Below are 23,154 nucleotides of genomic sequence, written 5' to 3'. Positions count from 1 at the left end.
ATGAAGAAAAGTGTTATTATAGCATACAAATTTGAGGTCAGCAGTTTTTCTGTTGAGGTTATAGAGCAAAATTCTTTTGGAAATATTTTGATTTATAAAAGAAGCATTAGTAGCACAATTTTTAACCTATTTGAGTTAGATTCATTTATTTGCAAAACTAAAAAAGAAATTGAAGCAACCATATCTTTGACAATAAAAAATGTTGTTGTAATTATTCAAGATTCACCTTTTTTGAAAATTAATAAGAAAATAATTTCTAATAAAAGTAATCAAAAGCTAACTAATTATGAATTAGCTAAGAAACTATACTACTTAGAAAAATCAAATAGTAATTACTTATTTGATTACTCATATCTAAATAATGATAATAACAATCAATTAATAAGTCTTAATCTTTTAGAATGAAATGTTGCTAAAAACATTTTTAATCTATTTAAGAAAAATAACCTAAATATTTTAAAAATTTATGACTATGAATTTCTTAAAAATATTTATTTTAATCAACAAAGAGATTCTGGAATAGCTACCCAAATTTATTTAGATGATTACAGCTTGAAATTAAATGTTTTAAAAAATGATGTAGTTATAATTAAAAAAAATGCTAATTTAGGAATAGATTATTTAATTGAATTCATTGCTAAACAATTGAAAACTACCAAAAAAATAGCTTATACTAAATTTAATTTATGGCAATGTAACTTAAATTCTGGCAATAATTTATTATTTAAAAAAGTTCTTGGATATTATTTAAAAAAAATTAATGATTATGTTGAATCTTTTTTAAAAAATATAAAAGATATTAATATAAAAGTTAATTTTAATGTAAGTAATAGCAAATTCCTAGAAACCATAAAAACGTTTAAAAACTTTAAAATTTTAAATTATTTATCAGACAAAGCTTATTGCGCAATTGATGTTATTAGTTATGAAATGATGGGAATTATTAATCTTGTTAACAAAAGACAAAATACTATTAAAGAAATGACTATAACCTCTGAATTATTTATTTTAGACGTAAATAAACGAGAGGCAAAAGGATATTCTTTTAATTACAAAAAATAAACTCAATTTTATTTATATAATTTAGTTAAATTAAAGATAAAGTAGAAAAAAAGTAAGGAGTACTGCCATGCCAGAATTTGAAAATTTCAATTCCGTTGCTAATATTAAGGTTATCGGTGTTGGTGGTGGTGGAAATAATAGTATTCAAAGTCTTCTTGATACAAAAATTGATGGATTAGAATTTGTTGTTGCAAATACAGATAGACAAATTCTAGATAAATTTGATAAATCACTAACACTACAATTAGGTGATAAAAAAGGTATCGGGGCTGGTGCGAATCCAGAAATTGGAAGACAAGCTGCCGAGCATTCAACACATGAAATAAAGGAAAAGATAAAAAATGCTAGCCTAGTAGTCATTACTGCTGGGATGGGTGGCGGCACCGGTACTGGAGCAGCCCCCGTGATTGCCAAATTAGCTAAAGAACAAAATTCTTTGGTAATAGCAATTGTAACTACACCCTTTTCATTTGAAGGAAAAAAGCGAAGTCAGATTGCACTCCAAGGGATTGAAGAATTAAAGAAAAATGTAGATTCTTATATTATTATTTCAAATGATAAATTGAAAGAATCTTTTGGCGAAATTTCTTTTAAGGATGCTTTTAAGGTTGCAGATAATATTGTTAAGCAATTTATTAGAACTGTTGTCGATATTATAGCTGTACCTGGTTTGATTAATTTGGACTTAGCCGACCTAGAAACGTTAATTAAAAACAGTGGTGAAGCCATTGTAGGAATCGGACAATCAACTGGTGAGAATGCGGCGCAGAAAGCAATGCATAATGCGATAAGCAGTCCTATTTTAGAAAGTAATATAAAAGGTATCACTAAAGCAATAGTTTATTTTTCGTCATCAAGAAATAGTACTATCAATGATTTTGAAGCCGCAATTGATGTTTTAAAGAATGTTGCTGGCGAAAATATTGATGTTATATTTGGCGTTGGTTCTCCTGCTAATGAAGAAGCAGAAAAACTTGGTGAAATTTATGTATCTGTAATTGCTACAGGAATAAATAGAACCAACAATAAAGAAGAAAATGATTTTAAACTCACAAATAGTGAAATCGAAAATCATACAGATGATGATACACAAGAATATTTGACAATTTCAGGTTTTGATTCATCTAAATCTAAATCCCATTTGAATAATAAATATTCAAATGATGATGAAAGCAATGAAATTATTTACAATAAATTTTAAAATAAGAAGATGTAAGAATTCCTGTTTTAAAAGTAAATTATTTTAGAGAGAGGCAGTTGCCTCTTTTTTATTACCCAGGGTTAGAAAGCATGAATATATTGGATAAATAAGCTAAAACATATACAAATTTTATCATTATTATAAATAATGATAGCCTTACAAAATAAGCAACTTTGCAAAAAAAAAAAAAAAATGTAACATATAACCTATAAAAATTGAAAAATATTTGAAAACGATAGCTTAAAAAAAGAAAGAGTATAAATTTATGGAAAATACCAGCGAAAACAAACAAAAAAAGAAAAGACGTGGCAACATTATTTTAGCTTTATCCCTTTCGTTATCAATTGTTGCAACAGGCGCTTTGGTTGCTTATTATTTCTTAAATGCCAATAAAAATGGAGTTAATAGCGCAAATGATATTAAAGGTTTAAAAATAAAGGACCAGAAAATTGCTTCAAACTCAGCAGTGTTTAATTTGAAAAATATTGATGAAAATGATAATATGGATAGAACATTTTTAGTTTTATTTTATGCCAAAAAAACACCATATGAAATAGTTAGAAAGTCTCACACAGTCGGAAAAAATAGCGAAAATATGCATTTTGGGATAAATAATGAGAAACCGTTATCTCCTAATACTGATTATGAATTCCAGATGGTTTATAATAATAAAATTGTTTTTATTCATCAATTTAAAACCTTAAAAGCTGAGCAAAAATATTCACAAGATGAATTAGATAAAACAAACAGCGAACTAGAGAAAGCAAAACAAAATGATTTATTAAAAAATAGGGATGTAATTTCTAAGACAGAAGAATTAAACAAGGCTAATGAAAAACTAAATAAAACCAGGAAAAATAAGGAAGCTTTGGAAAAACAACTTCAACTTATTAAAGAAAAAATAAAAGCGCTTGAAAAATCAAAAAAAGATGCGGAGCAAAATAAACAAGAATTAGAAAATAGCGTTATTTATGCGAATAATGAGTTAGATAAACTAACCAAAGAATTAAATGAAGCAAATAGGAAACTAGAAAAAGCTAAAAATAAGGTTAAAAATGCTCAAGAAAGCGTTGAATCTTCAACTTCTAATGCTATTGATATAGATAATGATTTAGCAAAGAAAACTAAGGAATTAGAAGAAGCTAAAAAAGAATCAGAAAAAGCTAATAATACTATAATTGCTCTTAATAGTGATAAAAATAGAATAAATAATGAATTAAATAATGCTCAAAAACAACTAGATCAAGCAAATAAACAACTTAATGATGCAAAGCAGGAAGTAAGTGAGAAAACTCAAAAACTGAATAGTCTTATTTCTACAAATATCGAATTAAACAATCAAGTTCAAGAAGCAAGTAGACTTGAAGAAGAAATTTCCATTGACGCAGGTCGTATTTTTAAAGAACTAGAGAAAGCAAATGATAATCTAGTAAAAGCAAAGGACAATCAAAAAAACATCTTAAAACAAATTGAAAATTTTAAACGCGAATATCAAGAAAAAGAGCAAAATTTTAATCAAATAAATAATGAATTGGAAGAATTAAAAAGATTATTGAAACAGGCTCAAGATACACAAAATAACTTACAAACACAATTAGATGAAATTAAAAAAAATAAAAAGCAAAAAAATGAAGAGATTAATAAACTAAGTAATGAAATAAAATTAGTTGATGTAACCATTAAGAAAATAGAAAAATTGATTGCTGATATTAAAAATGACGAAATCGACAAAGATCGTTATGCTAATCAGTTAAACATTGAATATGAAATTTTGAAACAAAATTTAAAACTCGCAAATGATCTTAAAGATGGTGCTGCTGAAAGTTCTATAAATATCGAAAAAAGAATTAAGCAAAATTTAGAAGAAATAAAACAAAAAAAATTAGATATAGCTGAATTTACTAATCAAAAAAAATTATTAGAAAATAAACTGGTTGAACTAGGAAATAATCGTACATCTATGAGAATCAAGATCGGAGAAGTATCTGAATTGGTTGAAAAAAATAAGAAACTAATTGATTCATATAATAAAAATATAAGTGATTATCATGAAACATTAGATAGAATTGCTGAGGCCAATGGATCTGATACTGGTATTGGTGATGGAGGAGCTGCGGCGGAGGATAGAATTTGAGAGATAATTGATCGACTTCAATCCGAAAAGAGTAGTATTGAGAAAGATTATAAAAGGGCACAAAAAGAATTGGCAGAATGGGAAGAAAAAAAGAAAAAACTCGAAAAGGAAATTGTGCCAGTAGTAAAAGAATATCGAGATTTTGATGGCAAAATATTACAAGCAGAGAAAAGACTGTTGGAGTTAACTAAAGAAAAAGACGAAAATATTGAAAGAAAAGCCCAATCTGAAAAGAAACTAAAAGAAGCTGATGCTAATGTAGCAATCAAAAAGAAGCAAAAGAATGATAAGTTCGAATTATTACAATTGGCAAGAGCAGAAGCCGCTGAAGCTAAAAAACGTAGAAAAGATGCAGAAAACAATTTAAGATTAACTAAGGAAAAATGAATAACAAAAAATCAAGAGATTCAAGATGCTAATAATGCATTAAATAGTTCTAATGATATTTTAGCTGCATTGGAACAAAGCCTAAGAGACGCAAAAAAAATTGTGGTTGAAAAGCAAAAAGAAGTAGCTAAAAATGAGAAAAGTAAAAGTAATGTTGAAGTGCAAAAGCAAAATTCTTTTATGAATAATAAGAGATTAATGAAGGCGCTTGAAAGTATTAACAATGATATTTCTTTAAAAACTGATGTGTTAAATCAAAAAAGTAACGAATTAAGTGATTTAAATAAAAGACGTGAACTGCTAACTTCTAATAAAAATGCATCTGCGCAAAAAGCTAACAAGAATAATATAGAATTGCAAAAAGTTCAACATGAATTAAATAGTGCTAATCATAAAGTTCAAAGTTTATTTGAAAATGTAGGCCAAAAAACTAAAGAAGTAGAGCGAATAATAAAAAAACTGCAAGATATTGAAAAAGCTATCAATAAAACAAATAATAATAATAATAATTTAACAAATAAAAAACAAAAAGAATATGAAAATGCTAAGCAAAAAAATGATGCTGCTTTACTGAAACTAAATAATGAAAAATATAAACTCAAAGAAGCACAAAAGGAATTAGAAAAAATAGCTATTGAAATTAATCTAAAACAGCAAAAATTAGAGAAAGCAAAAAATAAATTTAATGATATTTATAGTCTTAATCAAGAAATAATTAAAACAATAAACGATGTTGATTTAAGTATTAAAAATATTCTTAGTGAAAGTGATAATATAAAAAAACAAATTCTAAAAAATGAAAAAGAATTAAAATCAGATGAAGAGAATGTATCTTTTAAAGAAAAAGAACTTCAAAAAATAAAGAAGGAATAAAATAATGCATAAACATTTCATGAATTCACTAAGGAATATTAAATGCTATTAGATTAATAAATTTTTCAGAAGTTAAGAAGTATCGTTTAGCTTAAAAAAATAAATAAACTTTAACTTAAAGCTTGATTTTTTTAAAAAAATAAAAAAGGTAGCAAAAGTAATTTTGCTTTCCTATAGCCCTCCATTTAAGTATAAAAATAAGGAACATAATTTAAATCTTTTTAATAAAGAAGTGTAAGAATTTTTTGTGTAAATTAATTTCTAGCTTACTTTTTATTAAGAGATTTGAGAATGGTAATTACACAAATTTAAATTTATTATATAAAAATAACCAAACAACAAAATAATTGAAAAAATTTTTGTATCTGATGTTTGGTTATTTTTTTGTTATTTATCATTTGTGTCTACTGAGAAATTGAGTCTGATTAAAGAGATGCCTTAAATTGGAAACAACATTATCTCATTTTTTAAGTTAATTTTAATTGTAAAATTCTCATAAATATAATTATTTGACGAACAAGTTAATGATAATGATACCTTTATTTTTGCATATGTTTTTGATAATAGCAAATTCGTAGTAAAGCTAAAATAATAATATGTTATGGCATACAAAAAAACAAATTTTTGCTATTTTTCTACCAAATTTTGCAAAAAAAAAAAAAAACTATAATTTTGTTTTGTATATAAAAATTTTATCTAAGGAGATATCATGAAGAAATCTAACAAAATTTTATTAACATTAGCAAGCATTTCAATACCTTTTATAACAGCTGCAACTGTTATTTCTTGCAGTTCAAATAATGATAAAAAACCTAGTGATCCTAAAATAGATGATCAAAAGAAACCAGAAGATTCTAAAAAGAATGAAGAAGGCAAAGAACAAGAAAAGAAACCAGAAGATCCTAAAAAGAATGAAGAAGGCAAAGAACAAGAAAAGAAACCAGAAATTAATGGCAAAACTGAACCTGAAAATAAGGATCCAAAAGATGATGGCAAGAATAATGATTCAAAAAAAGAAAATAATAAAAATAATGAACATTTAGGAAAAACCCTTCCTGACGGCAAAACAGAAGATGAGGATGGCGAGGATACCCTTACATCTCCAGCCCTACCTAAACCAGAGCCAACACCAGAAGAAGATGATTTGATAAATAATCTTGATGAAGAAGAGGTTAAAGAAATTGAAAAAAATGAAGTCCTTGTATTTCAAGGTCTATTTAAAAAGAGTTTTGAAGACCTTCAAAAGCAAGTTTTAGAAAAAGATTTACAAAAATTAATTACCGATCTTCCAGATCAAATTAAAAAAAATATTCCTAAATTTGATGACAAAATTAAATTAGGCGAATTAAAATTAACTCCCGAAAGTAAAGAATCTAAGGAAAAAAATAGTTAAGAAGGAATAATAACTATTTTTACAAAAAACTAGATGACTTAAAAGTACCAAAACTTTAAGTTTGCATTCTATTTAAGCTACCTATATCACGATGATAACTATCGGTTTTTTAAAAATAAGGATATGGCTTGTTTTAAGGAAACTTCTAAAGAGAAATTAGAAATATTTAATTCTTTTAACTTTGCAAGGAATATTTTAAAACAATCTAATTTATATCGGTTTTATTTAAAATTGCCGGCGGTTCTTAAATTTTTATAATAACGAGTTTGGGTTTGTTAAAAAATATATAAAAATCTAGATGCATTTGTGTCTAGATTTTTTGCTCTTAAGGAGATAAAATAAAGAAATTAGGAAGAGAGAAATAGTTAAATATTTACGTTTCAGACCATAAAAAATGTGCAAAATAGATAAAACCATTAGGAATTTCTTTTTAAATTGCAAAGAAAATAACAAGTGGTCTAATTATCAACAAATCATAGAAGACATTTTAGCAAAGCATAATTCAGTAGTAATAAAAAGCGTGCCACTAAAGAAAAGCATCTTTAAGATGCTGCTATGAAAATGAAAGATAGATACTTCAATAACTTCATTTGATATAATGAGAAAATGGTTTAATAAAAGCAAAAAATAAAACCATAAAATGGTTATTCAATAAAAATTTAAAATTTGAATATCTTAATTTTTACAAAATCGCTTATTATGAATTTGCTACACTTATGAAATACGAAATAATTAATTGGTGCGCTTTTTGCTTGTATGAGAGCAACGTGTGATTAATTATTATTTGACATAAATTAGGTGGATTACCAATGAAGTTATTGGGCAATGATAGATTGTGGCAAAATACAAATTTGAATAGTTACATTCAATTGCCCATTTAGTTTTTTGTGGCACAGTCTAAATTTTTAAAAACTTTTGATTTTATAAGGATATATAACAGCTGAAATGTTTTTTGTTATTTTCAAAATTAAATTTAGATGTAATAAATAAAAAATAAAATATTATTGTAATTTAACTCGATAGTATAAGTAAAAATCTCGTATTAGTATTTTTATTTTGTCTATATCAACTTATTATAATATAATAAATACATGCTAGATTTTATACAAAAAAGAATACAAAAATCAATTGATAAAATTAATAAAAAATTGTCAATTAATGAAGAAGATATTTTAGAAATTTTAAGAGAAGTTAAGTTAGCTTTATTAGAAGCTGATGTTAATTTAGAAGTTGTTAAATCATTTATAAAACAAGTAAAAGAGAAAGCATTAAATAGCCAAATTATAGGTAAATTAAATCAGCAGCAAACTGTCCTAAAGATTTTTAAGGATGAATTAACCAAAATACTAGGTAGCAATTCTATTGAAATTAAACCAAAGGCAATACCAACGAAAATTATGATGGTAGGACTACAAGGTTCAGGTAAAACTACAACATCCGCTAAATTATCATTTTATCTTCGAAAAAAAGGGATATTCAAAAAACCACTATTAGTTGGTGATGATATATATCGCCCCGCTGCTAGAGACCAACTAGAACAGCTTGCAAAGCAAACTCAAACCGACTTTTTTACAAAGAAAGAAAATGATGCCTTATTAATTGCAAAGCAAGCGATTGAAGTAGCTGAACAATATAAAAATGACCTAGTTATTATTGATACTGCAGGGCGTTTGGCAATTGATGAAGAGTTAATGAATGAATTAGAACAAATTAAAAAAAATATTAAACCAGATTACATATTTTTAGTTATTGATTCAATGAGCGGTCAAGATGTTATTAATACAGCGAAGGCTTTTCATGAAAAATTAAATTTAAATGGAACCATCATAACTAAATTAGATTCAGATGCAAGAGGTGGTGCAGCACTATCAATAACGCATCTTCTTCAAATTCCTATTGCCTTTATTGGGATTAGCGAAAAGATAGCTGGCCTAGAATTATTTTATCCAGATAGAATGGCAGATAGAATTTTGGGAATGGGTGATGTTCTTTCGCTTATTGAGAAAGCATCAGAAGAAGTTGATGAAAAAATGATGAAAAAAATAGGTTATAAAATGATCAGCGGAAAGTTTGATCTTAATGATCTAATGAATTCTCTTGCGCAAATTAAAAAACTCGGTAAGATGAAGGCAATTCTTAAATTAATTCCCGGAATGGCTGATAGAGTAAGCGATGAAAAAATAGAGGAAGCTGAAAACAAGTTTAAAATTTATACATATCTAATTAATTCAATGACTGAACAAGAAAAAAAGATGCCTAAATTATTAAAGAATTCGTCTCGAAAAGAAAGAATTCTTAAAGGCTCGGGTAGAAGTGCTCGTGAGTATAACATGTTATTAAATGATTTTGAGAGAATGTCTAAACAAATGAAGGAATTAGGTAATAATCCACAGATCAAAAATGGTATTTTAGGATAAAAAAGATGGGCATATTAAAACATGGACAAAAATCCAGGTACAAATGTGCTCAGATTTTTTTGTATATGTTTATAAATGCATAAATTATTAGTAAACAATTTAGTTGCGAATGCTTAACCTACTGCATTGGCAAAATTTAAAAAACTAAAAATAAAATGTAAAAGCCGGTTAGGCTTTTAATCCTGCCAAAAACGATGGCAAAATATTATCTTGTTTAAAAGATTTTAATATTAAAAAATGCTTTGAAGCATGTGTTAATTTGGCTACTGTGAGTTCTTATTTAGTTAAGATTTTTTTTAAAAAGAAATAGTTGATATGTTACTAAATTAATTGATGAATGGAGCAATTAAATGCAAAATAACAAAAGAGAAGAAGAAAGAAAAAAAACTTTATAGTGCAATTTGAAGAGTTGCTGAAGATTTAAGGGGAAGCGTTGATGCTTGAGACTTTAAGCAATACATTTTAGTTACATTGTTTTATAGATACACATCTGAGAACATTACCAAATATTTTAATGATAATTGATGAAAAAGGTTTGATAAAGAAACCTTTTTCATCTTTTTATAAATATCTTAAGAAGCAGCAAAGATAATGAAAATCTTAATGAAATATTAACTACAGTTTTTGATGAAATAAAAGCTTCGACAATTGGTCATGACCCTGAGGAAGACTTTAAAGATTTACTTAAAATTATCTATGTTTCCTCATATGCCTTATCTTATATTTTATTTTTATTAACAATTTTCTTTATTATAAATAGATTTCTTAATAGTTTAATTGAACTTACTAAGAAGATGTTTAAAGAAAATAAATTAGACAGTTTAAAAGTTTTTTTGCTATTAGTTTTTGAGTGTAGAATAAGTTTATATAAGGAAAGATTTCTAATATTATCAAGAAATTTTAAGAACACATTGTTTAAATATTTAGGACTATTTTTACATATATTTAAAATATTGTTAATTGCATTTTTTAACACTTTATAATCTTTTGCATCAAGCTCTACGCGAAGTGAGCTTTTAATTGCATCAATAAAAAAGTTAGCAGTATGGTCTATATTCTCTTCATTTGTAATTTCTACTAACATTTTGTCGAATATAAACAATAAATTATATTTATTTTTTATAATAAAATGTTTTCATAATTCATCAAAATTTCTTAATTTAACATAAACATCAGAATAATTAATAAGAGATTCAACGAAAAAATCAGTAAATTCTGAAAACGAATTTAGGCTAGATAAATATTCTTTTACCTTATTAAATTTTTGATTATTTTTGATGTTAAATAAATATGTTAAAAAGCTAGTATTTAAGGAATCTTTTATTAAGGAATGGATTATGTCTTTGAATTCCTTTTTTGAATCATTTATTAAACCGGAATTAAAAAGATATTTTAAAACATCATAAACCATATTTTGTTCATTTTTGAAAAAGTTGTTTAATTCTTGTTTTATTAGTTTGTAGTTAATAATTTTTTTTGATAATGCCTTTTTTTGCAAAATACATTCAATAATGTAAACTATGTCATCAACCTTATGATCCTTTAAGAGTATTAGAATAGCTTCTTTTGATCTTCGTTCATTTGTTAAAAAATTAAGAATTTTAGCAATGCTCTCATATTGTTCTGGGGCATAAATAAATTTCTGACTAATAATTTTTTTGATCATTTCGCTTATTGGCAACTTGCTATATCTTATGAATATTGAACAAAAATCAGTTATACGATTTCTATTATGTAAAAGATTGTTAAAATATCTTTGTGATTTATTTTGTCTGAAGAGAATTTCATTTTTATTTTTTCCATAAATCATTTTAAATAAACTTAAATTTTCACTACATTGTGATATTGGATTATATGAATAGATGTTGTCTTCTCAATATTTGGTGTCGGAAATATATTCATTAGTAAAACTATGATTATTAAGATCATTTTTAAGCATTTTGAAATTTAGAAAAAGCTTAACATAAATATCCATTGCTATTTTTTTATAGCCACGTTCAGTTGGATAAATTGAAAAAATATTTTCAAATAAATATTTTTTATTTTCTTCCCAATATTTTGTGGCGTTTATATTAATAAAATCAATTCGGCATTTTTTAGCAGATTCCGCAATTGTTTTGTTTAGATTAATTTGTAGGTAATCAAAAATTTCAAATTGGTCGCTTAATTGAGTGTTTAAAAAAGATGAAATAGTATTTCTTAAATTCAATAATAATGGTGAGTAGCTAGTGATTATTATTTTTGCTTTGTTATTAATTTTTCTGATGGTGGAAATTAGACTTATTATTTTATTTTCGATAACAATGCTTAAATTTTCAATATCTTTTTTGATTACGGAAATTTGTCTATCTCTAGCTTCACCATTTAATTTAGTCAAAAGAAATATTTTTTGAAATGGTAAATTGGAAAAAAAATCATTAAAGCCAATAGTTAAAGTAATTAAATTGGCTTCCGCAATTTTTTCATTGATATATTGGAAATCATTATTTCTAATATTTCAATCCTTCAAAAATGGTGAAAAAAAGTTATTAAATGGATTATTTGAGGATCAATCTATTGACTGAATTAAGTCTAATTTGCTCCCCATTTTTTTAAGGACCTTTTTATTGTTGCTATAAAATGCTTCCAAAAATTCACATGAGGCATTACATATAGCAAAATTATAAAAACTTTCAACTTGTAAATTAGACGTATCATTTAGAAAATTTGCTAACATCGATGGGAAGCATAAACCTTTGATTTCACCATTTTTATCCATATAACCATTAGTCGGAAAACCAATCTTTGAATTATAACCTGCTGAAAATGCGTCGCCTAGGGCAACATATTTTATGATAATGGGTTTTTTTGTATTCTCATCCATTCTATTTTCCGCCTTCATATGCATCAAAAATAACATTATTTAAATTTTTGAAATGATTAATTAACATATTGATGCCTTTTTTAATGTCATAAACACCGTTTTTTAGTAATAAATTGTTTTGCATTGCATATTTGGAAATATTTGCAAAAATATCCTCTAAATCAAAAGTAGGATTTAAATTAATTTCTTTTAGTTTCTCAGGATAATATTTAGACATTAATTGATAAAGAGAAACAATTAATTCGTTTTGATCAATGGCCTCTTGTCTAATTGATCCAACAATGGCTAATTTTGCTCCAATTTCATTATTTTCGATTTTAGGCATCAATAAACCAGGAGTATCTAACAAAAGATAATTTTTGCAATTAATTCATTGTTCCGATCTCGTAATACCAGGTATCGACCCGACCTTAGTTGCTCTCGATTTTGACATCATATTAATAAATGTTGATTTACCGACATTTGGCACACCTAAAACAACACATTTAAGGCTTGGAGTAAGTTTTTGCTTTTGATCATTTTTGGCCTTAAATTTTAGGAACTCTTTATTTAGAGCAATATTAATTTTTGCATATGTGTTTTGTGCTTTTAGGTTGGTAACAACTACTTGACCACGTTTTTTATAATCTTCAAGAAAAGGTTTGAGTTTTTCAAGATTAGTTTTATCCGCCTTATTAAAAACAAATAAAACTGGTTTGTTATTAATTATTTTGAAAATTTCATCATTAAAAGAACTTCGAGGTAATCTAGCATCCATTACAATAATAAATAAATCAAATAATTTTTGTTTTTCTTGCAATAGTCTAAATTGTTTGGCCATATGGCCAGGAAATCAATGGATCATATTATTTCCTTTCTATTCTTTTTTTAATATAAAATCCTTGCCTTTTTGGACTTCATAAATTGACAGATCATTAAAGTTTGTTTGTCGTAAAATTTCATATAAAACAATAGCTACTGAATTAGCTAAATTTAAACTGCGACAATTAGAATTCATAGGAATTCTTAAACAATTATCGATGTTAGTTTGCATAATTGTCTTTGGTATCCCTGTACTCTCTGTGCCAAACATAACTCATATTTCGCCTTCTTTCTGTGCCAGTTCATCATATTTAATATCGATATAATTTTTTAAACCATAACGTGTTATGTAAAAAATATTTTTGCTAGGATATTTTTTAATAAAATCATCATATGATTGATGAACTTCATGTTGAATTTCACTAAGAAAGTGCCCGGCTGCTTTTCTTTTTAATCAATGAGGGTGTAAGTCAAAAGCTATTGGTTTTATAATATGAAGCTTGGCTTTAGCAGCGAAACATGTACGGATTATGTTTGCTGTATTAGCATTTATTTCAGGTTGATATAGAATAATATTAATCATAGTAAAAATTTTACTATATATAACAAAAATTAGCAAATATAAAACTCACTAAACAAATATTTAATCCAATCTTTATGATATGTTGGTAAATAAAAAAAGTTTGGTTTAGAAATAAACAAACTTTTTATAAATCTATAAATATAAACTACGATATTAAAAAACTATTTAAATAATTTTTTATATTGACCATATCCTTTTTCATCAAGTTCTTCATAAGGGATAAAACTAAGAGATGCGGAATTAATGCAATATCTTAATCCACCTTTATCTCTTGGGCCATCACTGAAGACATGACCTAGATGTGAATCGGCGTTTTTTGATTTTACTTCTGTTCTAATCATTCCATGCGAAGTATCTGTCAATTCAACCAATAGACTATTATCTATCGGCTTAGAAAATGCTGGTCAACCGCAACCAGAATTAAATTTATCATCTGATATAAATAATGCTGTACCATCAACAATATCAACATAGATGCCTTTTTCATAATGGTTATTATATTTATTCATATAAGGTCTCTCAGTAAATGCTTTTTGCGTTACATTATACTCAAGTTCACTTAGTTGTGCTAAACGTTTTTCTTTTTCTTGGGGATTCATAAACCCTCCTTATATTTTATAATTTTATATTGAGTAAGTATATAAAGATTTTATATGATTTTATGCATAATTTAAATTATTTTAGAATTTGTGAATTAGGAATTTTCTAACTTAATAAGAGTTTGATGAACTTAATATTAAATATGCTCATATTAATATTTTAAAAAAACACCACAAATACATAGATCTGTGGTGTTTTAACACTATTTTTTACTTAAAAAGTAATATAGAAAAAATTTATTTTCTAATATTTAGTGATTTAATGGTTGATTGGTATAATGTATAATCTTCGTTTTTTAAGTGATTTAGCAATGCTTTACGGTGATTAACTTTTCTCATAAATCCACGCATTGAGTGCAAATCTTTTTTATTAATAGCAAAGTGTTTTTTTAATGATTCAATATCTTCAGTTAATATTGCTATTTGTACAGGCAAGTAACCTGTGTCTTTTTCATTTCTTCCAAATTGCTTTACCAATTCGCTTTTTCTAATTTTAGAAACCATCTTTTTCCTTTCATAACCTAGCAATAATCTTAATTACTACCAAGGAATAAATAACGAATACCTCAATATAGGGCATTCGCTTTTATTATATCATAAAAAAATAAAAACACGACTAGCGTGTTATGGTCAATTTCTTGAAATGGTGCGAACAAATGGACTTGAACCATCGACCTCACGATTATCAGTCGTGTGCTCTAACCAACTGAGCTATGCTCGCATAAAAACATGGGATAAACCCATATAAGTATATCACAAAAAAATTAACGTTTTGAAAATTGTCTTGCTCTTCTTGCTTTTCTCAATCCAAATTTCTTACGTTCCTTAACACGAGCGTCTCTTGTTAAGAATCCAGCATCTTTTAATTTGTTACGATATTCATTATTTGATGCTTCTAATAATGCTCTTGCAATACCTAATCTAATGGCCCCTGCTTGACCGGTTAAACCACCACCATTTACATTTGCAAAAACATCAAATTGATTTGTTGTTTCGGTAACACCAAATGGACTTAAGGCATCCATTAATAAAATTTCTGAATTTAAATATTGTTTCGCTTCTTTTCCATTAATTACAAAATTGCCTTTTCCAGGGATTAAGTAAACTCTAGCAATGGAAGATTTACGACGTCCTAGGCCATAGTATCTAATTTTATCTGCCATTATTTAACCTCTATTTGTGTTGGTTGTTGTGATACTTGCTTATGTTCTGCATTTGCATAAACATAAAGATTTTTAAATTGTTTGCGGCCTAATTTTGTATGAGGCAACATACCTCTAACTGCTTTTTCAACTAGAGCAATTGGTTTTTTAGCTCTTAAATCTGCAGCAGTAATTTGTTTTAAACCACCAGGATATCCAGTGTGGTGATAGTAAATTTTCTTTTCATCTTTTTTAGCTGTTAAAAGAACATCTTTTGCATTAATAACAACTACATTGTCGCCCATGTCAACATTTGGAGTAAATGTTGGTTTATTTTTTCCACGAAGGATTGAAGCAACAAGAGTTGAAAGTCTACCTAAAGGTACGTTGGCTGCATCGATGATGTATCATTTTTTATCAACTATTTCTTTTCTAATAATTGTTGTTTGACGCATACTTTCTCTTTCATGTTTTAAATATATTTAAAAATTAATGATCATTATTTATATACATAACTTAATATAAATAAATTTCACTAAACTATTATAGCAAAAAAAATTTCATTAGTTCATTTTTGCAATCATATATATTAATGCTGTTTCTGCTCGTAAAATTGTCTTGGTTAATGAAACGATTTCGACATTTTCTTTTTTTGCCAATTCTATTTCATTTAACGAAAATCCACCTTCTGGCCCGACAATTAGAAGAGTATCTCCTTTTCGTTTGGTTATCTTTTTATCTTTTTCATTTTCATAAGCTAAAATTTTGTTTTTAACATCTAGTTTAATAATCTCATTATAGGTCATAACTCTTTCAAATATTGGCATTGTATTTCGAAAAGATTGTTGTGATGCTTCAAGGATTATTTTTTTAAATCTCTTTATTTTGCTTTCTATTTGCATATTAGTTTTATCTGTGTATTCTGAAATAAAAGGAATAATTTTTGTTACTCCTAATTCAACGCTTTTTTGTAAAGCAATCTCAAAATTATTTTGTTTTATAAGTGGGATTGCTACTATTAGATCATCTTCTAATTCATTATCTATATTTAACTTTTTCTTAATTATGGCCTTATTAGGAAACTCAAAATAACATAAGTAAAACTCATTATTAAAGTTTATTAAAAAATCTTGATTTTTAATCCGGATTACTTTTAAATGTTTTTGTGTATCTTCATCTAAAGAGAAATAATTTTCACTTTTAGAACTGCTAAAAAATTTATACATAATTATTAAATTATAAAATTTTTTATAAATATCTAATACTTAATCCTTAAATCATAAATAAAAGTTTTAGAGATAGAAAGATAATAAGTTTTTTTTAATAAACACTTAATAAACAATAATAATATAAGCACTTATTTTTTAAAAAAACATGTAATTAAATAATTAATCAAATTGCGGCCTTTTATATGATCCAAATTATAAATGCAACATAAAAAATAAAAAAATATAACGGAAATTCGGAATATTTAACATAAATTAAATAACTGTATTTATATTTTTATTGTTATTTTTGTAAAAAAAATGAAAAAATCTAACTTTTTTATATTAAACTAATAGCAAATAAAAAACAATAAAGGAGAATATATGATTAAAAATAAATTCCTAAAAGCATCACTATTTTTGTTGCCGATATTACCCACTGCAACATTAGTTGCATGTGCACCAACAAATAACAGCGAACATACAGTTCCAGACGCTGGGCCCAAAATTAATGAAAATAAAAAAACAAATCAAACATTAGATTTTACTAATTTTGGTGTTAAAAAATTTAATGGTCAAGTAAAAACCAGAACATTATTATTTGCGGCGGCAATAAGTGAAAATTTTCTAGATAAGGATGGTGTATTCTCATTCAGATTACACCACCGGCCAGTGGAAGGTGTTAAAGGCGAATGATTAGCCTTTGCCACAGAAGTTAAAGGAAGAAATGATAATACATTAGTAGATCCTTTGAATATAAAAATTGCATCGACACAAGCCGATGAAGGAGCTGGTGTTGAATATCCTTTAAGATTTAAATTTGATAAGCCAGAAAACAAGTTAGGTACAGGAAAGTATTACACATTTGTTTTTTGAAAAAAAGATGGAACTGAAAGAATTGTTTTCAATCAAACACATATTGATAATAACAACGACATTTTTCCATCATTTCTACCAAACTAATAAATTAAGAAAAAAATTATAAAGAGCAATCAACATTATGGATTAGGATTACTTAAAAAATAGAAATATTTTTTGTTCTTACTTGCGCCATTATGTTGTGCTCATTTTATTATTATTACTTTTGATAAAAAACTTAAAATAAAAAGCCAAATGTTTTTCATTTATGGATAAAAAATATGCCCATTTGCACACGGTGGCTAAGCAAAAAAATCCCTTTATATCTTTTATTGCTTTTTATTGCTTGCGGGGTCTTTTTTTGATTTTTTGATTATTATGTTACGATGCTGGAAATTAAATTAATAATAATTTTGCAATATTTACATATTTTTTTTCTTATAAAGAACATGTCTATATGTTTTTGCCTTTATACAAATTTTATTTAGGAATCAAAGCATTTTATAAATTTGGTATAACAACTTTTATAAGCATTTTAGGAAATATTTTTTTAAAAAATCAGTCTATAATAAAAGAAAAGTTAATAATATTGTCATTTATAAAAATATAAGTTATATCAATAGCGAAATATTGGAATGAATAAAAGAAGAAATAAGCAAATCCAAAAAATAGCTGTGTCCAAAATTTAAATGCCAACTTAACTTAATTTATTATGTTTTATGATACAATTTTTATATTAATTTTATATAAATATATAAAAAATGTAATGAGGTTACAATGCCAAATAATACTAAAAAAAATATTCATGATGTTATCGCTCATTTAAAAAATATGGGTTTTGTTTATCAAAATTCAGAAATATACGGTGGTGTTGTGAATACATGAGATTATGGTCCGTTAGCAACTACTATGATGACTCAAATCAAAAATATATGAATTAATGAATTTATAAGAAAAGAAAAAAATTATCAAATTGATTCTAAAATTATTATGAATAAGAATGTTTGAAAAGCTAGTGGTCATATTGATAATTTTTCTGATTTTTTAATTGAAAATAAAGTTAATAATAAAAGATACCGTGCTGACCATATTATTAAAGATCTATTTCCTGAAATTAATGTCGAAAAATGTACATTTGATGAATTAGAGAAAATCATTAAAAAAAATGTTAAAAAATATGATGGCGTAAGTGCAGAATGAGGAGAAATTAGACCATTTAATTTGATGTTTAAGACGCAAATGGGAGCAATTGATAACAGTTCTTCTGAAACCTTTTTAAGACCTGAAACCGCACAAGGTATATTTGTGAATTTTAAGAACTTGACTAGAACATCAAGAGCTAAATTGCCTTTTGGAATTGGCCAAATAGGTAAAAGTTTTCGCAATGAAATAACCCCCCGTGACTTTATTTTTAGAACAAGAGAATTTGAGCAAATGGAATTAGAATTTTTTTGCGAAGAAAAAGATAGCAATAATTTTTATCAGTATTGAATTGAAAAATGTAAAAAACTCGTTTTATTATTAGGTCTTAAGGAAGAAAATATACGTATAAGACCACATGAAGCAGAAGAATTAAGTCACTATTCAAAAGGAACAAGCGATATTGAATACTTATTTCCTTTTGGATGAGGTGAGTTATTAGGAATTGCTAATCGCGGCAATTATGATTTAAGTCAACATATGAAATTTTCTGGTGAATCTCTTGAATACTTAAAAGACGATGGGACCAAAATAATTCCGTATGTTATTGAACCTTCAATTGGATTGGACAGATTGCTTTTTGCATTGATTATCGATGCTTATACAGTCGAAAAAATTGATGATAAAGAAGAAAGAGCGATTTTAAAATTAAGCAAAAAAATTTCACCATATCAAGTTGCTATATTGCCTTTAATGAAAAAGCAGTCATTGGAAGCCAAGGAAATTTATAACAATTTATTGGAAAATACTAATATTAGAATAGCATATGATGAAGCTGGTTCTATTGGTAGAAGATACCGTCGACAAGACGCAATTGGAACACCATTTTGCATAACTGTTGATTTTGATACAACCAAAAATAATACTGTAACTATTAGAAATAGAGACACAATGAAGCAAGATGTAATACCAATTAGTGAAATTGCAAGTTATTTATTAGAAAACAGATAATAAAAGGAATTAATTTTGCAGGAAAGTGTTTGAGAATATGTAATTTCTAAAAGTGATATTGTTAATATTATTGGGCAATATCTAACTTTAATGAAGCAAGGGAAGAATTATAAGGCTTGTTGTCCTTTTCATGGCGAGAAAACGCCATCTTTTGTTGTTAGCCCAGAGCAAGGAATATTTAAATGTTTTGGATGCGGAAAAGGCGGAGATGTAATTAAATTTATTCAATATAAGGAAAATTTAACATCCTTTGAGGCACTAAAATTTTTAGTCAATAAACAAAACCTAGATATTTCCAAATTCGGCAATTTTATGAATAATTCTGCTATCACAACTGAACATTCTAAAATTCTTGAAGTCAATAAGGTAGCACTTAATTTTTTTAGATATCAAATTACTTTTGAAAAAAGCGCCGAATTAATAGAGTATCTGCACAAAAGAAACCTAAATGATAATTTAATTAAAGAATTTCAAATTGGTTTTTCATCAAAAAACAAGTCAATTTATGAAACTCTTATCGAACATAAATTTGATTCGTTTGAAATATCCAATTCATCATTATTATCTTCTATTGAAAATAAAAATTTTTTTAATGATCGTCTAATGTTTCCAATATGCGATGAATTAGGCAATATTATTGCTTTTTCAGGTAGAGACATTACTGGATTACAAAACCCTAAATATTTAAATAGTTCTGAGACTATTGTTTTTCGAAAAAATGAAGTAATTTTTAATTATTTTCATGCAAAAGATGAAATAAATAATAAAAGAGAAGTTTACTTAGTAGAGGGGCAATTTGATTGCATAGCCATGTTTAAAGCTGGATTCAAAAATGCCGTAGCAATTATGGGTACTTCATTATCACCAGCCCATCTAAAACTATTAAATAATAAAACTATTACATTATTTTTTGATAATGACAGTGCAGGGCAAAATGCAACACTAAAGAATTTAAGGATGATATTGTACTATTCAAAAAAATACAATTTAAATGCTAAATTTGTTATAAATACATTAAATAAAGATGCAGATGAACTTTATAATCTGGATAATGGTTTAACTTTAAAAAAAATGTGTGAAAACAAGGTTGATATTGTCGAATATTTATTAATGCTGGCCAAGCAAAATATTTTAAACAATAAACAATCATTTGAGAGAAATGAAATATTTAAGCAGATATTTGAATATGTTTATTATATTGATAATTCATTAGTTTTAATGCTCAAAGAAAGATTTATTAATGAAAACATTTTAACTGCCGATTTATTTGAAAACTACTATAAAAATTCTAATCCCCTTTTTTTATCAGATCCATTATTTAAAAATAAAATTAATGAAAAAAAACATAGCACAAATCACCCAAGTATTTATACAAATGAAAATTATGATAATAACTTTTTTATCAAAAATGATATTGCAAGCCTTCAACCAGAAGTTTCGAAGCAAGCAAATTCGCCAAGTATTAATAAAAAAAATAAAAAATTCATTAATGCTAGAACAATATTAAAACAAGAAATAAGTAGGCATTATATGCTATTAAAGGAAATTTTGTTGCTAGTATTAAATCAACCTTTTATTGCCAAACAATGAAAAAATGATGGATTTCATGATCTTAATTTAGATGATGATTCACAAAAGATATTAAGAAAATTAATTAGTTATATTATCAAAAAGAACAAGGAAGGTTTAGAACTAAGTCAATCCAATCTTGTTTCGGTAATTGAATCCGACCTTAATAAAGCAAAAATATCAAATAACATTGATTTAATAAATGAATATAAATCATATCTAGAACAAGCAATTCAGATAAAAAATTTAACTCTCACAAGTGATGATTTGAAAAAAGATATCAAAAATCTATATGATCGTGTAGATGAGTTTGTTGAGAATCGAAAGAAACCAAAAAAGCAGATTTTAATGTATACCAAAGGAGCGCAGGATGACAAGTAATAATTTAGAAAAATCAATAGATTATGTTATTTCAGTAATTGAAAATGAGGTAGTTAAAAGGAAAAATAAAGATAAAAAATTTAAAACCCTATCTCAAGAGGAAGTTTTTGATATTCTTTATAAGAAAAAACTTTATGTCGATGATGAAGAAGCAGATTTATTATTGCTTAAATTGTTTGAAAAAAATCTTATTTCTAATAGTGTTGATGAAGGCGATAACGATGATGTTGAAAATTTTGTTCAAGATGCAGAATTTAACGAAAGTATGTTAAAAGATATTGATGATGAGGATGCTGAAAACGAAGATATTGACTATGACTTTGAATATGATGATAGCACCTTGGTACCAAATGATAGCATCAATTCTGCTGTAGAAGAAGATCAAACCTTTAGTGAAGATGATGAATATATTTCAAGCAAAATTAGTGAAACGTATGATGAAGAAGATGAAGAATATGACTATGATCTTAACGAATATGATGATTATAGTGAAGTTAATTGAAAAAGCAGAAGATCTAATGATGAATTTGATGCATCAAAACTATTAAAAAACTATGATAGTGAAGAAATAAAAATTGGTTCAGCTAGAAAAAATTCTGAGAATAGTAATTTGTCAAACAGATTAACTGAAACAAATGATATTGTTAAGTGATATATGAGATGAATAGGCAAGTATGGTAAGCTTTTAACACCAAAGGAAGAATTAGAAACAGCTGAAAAAATGGCTAAGGCTAGAGAGAATGGTGACAAATGAGCATATAAAAAAGCACGCGATTTGTTAATTAAAAGAAATTTAAGGCTAGTTATCAATAATGCTAAAAAATATAAGAATAGAGGTTTGAGCTTTATTGATTTAATTTCAGAGGGTAATTCTGGAATCATGAAAGCAGCTGATAAATATTTACATACTAAGGGATATAAATTTTCTACATATGCTACTTGATGAATTAGACAAGCAATTACTAGAGCCGTTGCTGACCAAGCGAGAACTGTAAGGGTCCCTGTACATATGGTTGAAACAATCAATAAAGTCTTGAAGATTGAGAGAGAATTACAACAAGAACAAGGTTATCCTCCTACAGATGAAGAAATTGCCAAGAAGTTTGGTGAACCCGAATTCACTGCTGATAAGGTAAGATATATAAGAAAAATAAACATTGACCCTATTTCACTTGATAAAAATATTGGAAAGGAAGAAAATTCAAGCTTTTCAGACTTTGTTAAGGATGAAAGTGTAATTAGTCCAACTAATTTTACAAGTCAAGAAGAATTGAGTGTCATTTTGAATGAAATGATTAATTCGTTAACAGATGAATCTGATCGATTATTAATAAGAAAAAGATATGGAATTTCTGACCCAAACGGAGAATCATATCGTCCTCATTCCTTAGATGAACTTGCTAAAGAACTAGGGGTAAGTAAAGAAAAAGTTCGTCAAATTGAAACGAAGGTTTTGCGTAAATTAAGACATCCGCAAAAACGTAAGCAATTAAAAGAGTTCTATGCTAATGAAAGTTATAATTTAGATTAAATCG

General features: G+C 26.3%; 18 protein-coding genes and 1 tRNA gene. 10 read left to right on the top strand and 9 right to left on the bottom strand.

Going from position 1 to position 23,154, the window contains the following annotated elements; all coding sequences use genetic code 4:
• The 6 genes from ACT1UH_RS01440 to ACT1UH_RS01415 all read left to right on the top strand — a co-directional run bounded on the left by ACT1UH_RS01440 (position 1) and on the right by ACT1UH_RS01415 (position 10,034).
• Positions 1–1,062, top strand: a complete 1,062-nt coding sequence (locus tag ACT1UH_RS01440; protein WP_444705148.1) for a hypothetical protein — start codon at positions 1–3, stop codon at positions 1,060–1,062.
• A gap of 67 nt (positions 1,063–1,129) precedes the next feature.
• Positions 1,130–2,263, top strand: coding sequence for a cell division protein FtsZ (gene ftsZ / locus ACT1UH_RS01435; protein ID WP_444705147.1), 1,134 nt, complete (start codon positions 1,130–1,132; stop codon positions 2,261–2,263).
• 265 nt (positions 2,264–2,528) lie between these two features.
• Entirely contained in the window at positions 2,529–5,657 is a 3,129-nt protein-coding gene (locus ACT1UH_RS01430; protein ID WP_444705146.1) for a hypothetical protein, read from the top strand.
• A gap of 709 nt (positions 5,658–6,366) precedes the next feature.
• Positions 6,367–7,050, top strand: coding sequence for a hypothetical protein (locus ACT1UH_RS01425; protein ID WP_444705145.1), 684 nt, complete (start codon positions 6,367–6,369; stop codon positions 7,048–7,050).
• 1,091 nt (positions 7,051–8,141) lie between these two features.
• Positions 8,142–9,467, top strand: coding sequence for a signal recognition particle protein (gene ffh / locus ACT1UH_RS01420; RefSeq protein ID WP_444705144.1), 1,326 nt, complete (start codon positions 8,142–8,144; stop codon positions 9,465–9,467).
• A gap of 333 nt (positions 9,468–9,800) precedes the next feature.
• On the top strand, positions 9,801–10,034 hold the full coding sequence (locus tag ACT1UH_RS01415; RefSeq protein WP_444705143.1) for a type I restriction-modification system subunit M N-terminal domain-containing protein: 234 nt from the start codon (positions 9,801–9,803) through the stop codon (positions 10,032–10,034).
• A 151-nt stretch (positions 10,035–10,185) separates the two neighbouring features.
• On the opposite strand, the gene ACT1UH_RS01410 is transcribed toward ACT1UH_RS01415, so the two are convergent.
• The 9 genes from ACT1UH_RS01410 to ACT1UH_RS01370 form a co-directional block, all read right to left on the bottom strand.
• Complete coding sequence (locus tag ACT1UH_RS01410; protein WP_444705142.1) at positions 10,186–12,330, bottom strand: SGNH/GDSL hydrolase family protein; 2,145 nt, start codon at positions 12,328–12,330, stop codon at positions 10,186–10,188.
• A gap of 1 nt (position 12,331) precedes the next feature.
• The gene (ylqF, locus tag ACT1UH_RS01405) at positions 12,332–13,174 is read right to left on the bottom strand and encodes a ribosome biogenesis GTPase YlqF (protein ID WP_444705141.1); all 843 of its coding nucleotides are present in this window, start codon (positions 13,172–13,174) and stop codon (positions 12,332–12,334) included.
• Between the two features lie 12 nt (positions 13,175–13,186).
• Positions 13,187–13,714 (bottom strand): tRNA (cytidine(34)-2'-O)-methyltransferase, encoded by a 528-nt coding sequence (locus ACT1UH_RS01400; protein ID WP_438340851.1) that lies wholly within the window; start codon positions 13,712–13,714, stop codon positions 13,187–13,189.
• Positions 13,715–13,875: 161 nt separating this feature from the next.
• The gene (msrB, locus tag ACT1UH_RS01395) at positions 13,876–14,313 is read right to left on the bottom strand and encodes a peptide-methionine (R)-S-oxide reductase MsrB (RefSeq protein WP_438340850.1); all 438 of its coding nucleotides are present in this window, start codon (positions 14,311–14,313) and stop codon (positions 13,876–13,878) included.
• Between the two features lie 237 nt (positions 14,314–14,550).
• Positions 14,551–14,817 carry a 30S ribosomal protein S15 gene (gene rpsO, locus ACT1UH_RS01390; protein ID WP_438340849.1) on the bottom strand — a complete coding sequence of 89 codons (267 nt, stop codon included), beginning with the start codon at positions 14,815–14,817 and terminating at the stop codon, positions 14,551–14,553.
• 140 nt (positions 14,818–14,957) lie between these two features.
• Positions 14,958–15,034 (bottom strand) — tRNA-Ile (locus ACT1UH_RS01385).
• 43 nt (positions 15,035–15,077) lie between these two features.
• Entirely contained in the window at positions 15,078–15,476 is a 399-nt protein-coding gene (rpsI, locus tag ACT1UH_RS01380) for a 30S ribosomal protein S9 (protein WP_438340848.1), read from the bottom strand.
• The gene (gene rplM, locus ACT1UH_RS01375) at positions 15,476–15,910 is read right to left on the bottom strand and encodes a 50S ribosomal protein L13 (protein WP_438340847.1); all 435 of its coding nucleotides are present in this window, start codon (positions 15,908–15,910) and stop codon (positions 15,476–15,478) included. Before rplM ends, rpsI begins: the two co-directional genes overlap by 1 nt.
• 108 nt (positions 15,911–16,018) lie before the next feature.
• Positions 16,019–16,681: a 16S rRNA (uracil(1498)-N(3))-methyltransferase gene (locus ACT1UH_RS01370; protein ID WP_444705140.1), complete on the bottom strand. Its 663-nt coding sequence runs from the start codon at positions 16,679–16,681 to the stop codon at positions 16,019–16,021.
• A 363-nt stretch (positions 16,682–17,044) separates the two neighbouring features.
• Here ACT1UH_RS01370 and ACT1UH_RS01365 point away from each other — a divergent pair, with 363 nt between their 5' ends.
• From ACT1UH_RS01365 to ACT1UH_RS01350, 4 genes are all read left to right on the top strand, one after another.
• Complete coding sequence (locus ACT1UH_RS01365) at positions 17,045–17,623, top strand: hypothetical protein (protein WP_444705139.1); 579 nt, start codon at positions 17,045–17,047, stop codon at positions 17,621–17,623.
• A gap of 672 nt (positions 17,624–18,295) precedes the next feature.
• Positions 18,296–19,669, top strand: a complete 1,374-nt coding sequence (locus tag ACT1UH_RS01360; RefSeq protein ID WP_444705138.1) for a glycine--tRNA ligase — start codon at positions 18,296–18,298, stop codon at positions 19,667–19,669.
• A 15-nt stretch (positions 19,670–19,684) separates the two neighbouring features.
• Positions 19,685–21,619: a DNA primase gene (dnaG, locus tag ACT1UH_RS01355; protein WP_444705137.1), complete on the top strand. Its 1,935-nt coding sequence runs from the start codon at positions 19,685–19,687 to the stop codon at positions 21,617–21,619.
• Positions 21,609–23,150 carry an RNA polymerase sigma factor gene (locus ACT1UH_RS01350; protein WP_438340842.1) on the top strand — a complete coding sequence of 514 codons (1,542 nt, stop codon included), beginning with the start codon at positions 21,609–21,611 and terminating at the stop codon, positions 23,148–23,150. Before dnaG ends, ACT1UH_RS01350 begins: the two co-directional genes overlap by 11 nt.
• Positions 23,151–23,154 lie beyond the last annotated feature (4 nt).

The organism is Mycoplasma sp. 332 (assembly GCF_052378275.1).
Lineage (GTDB): Bacteria > Bacillota_I > Bacilli_A > Mycoplasmatales > Metamycoplasmataceae > Metamycoplasma.
This window is presented reverse-complemented; position numbering and strand designations above follow the sequence as displayed.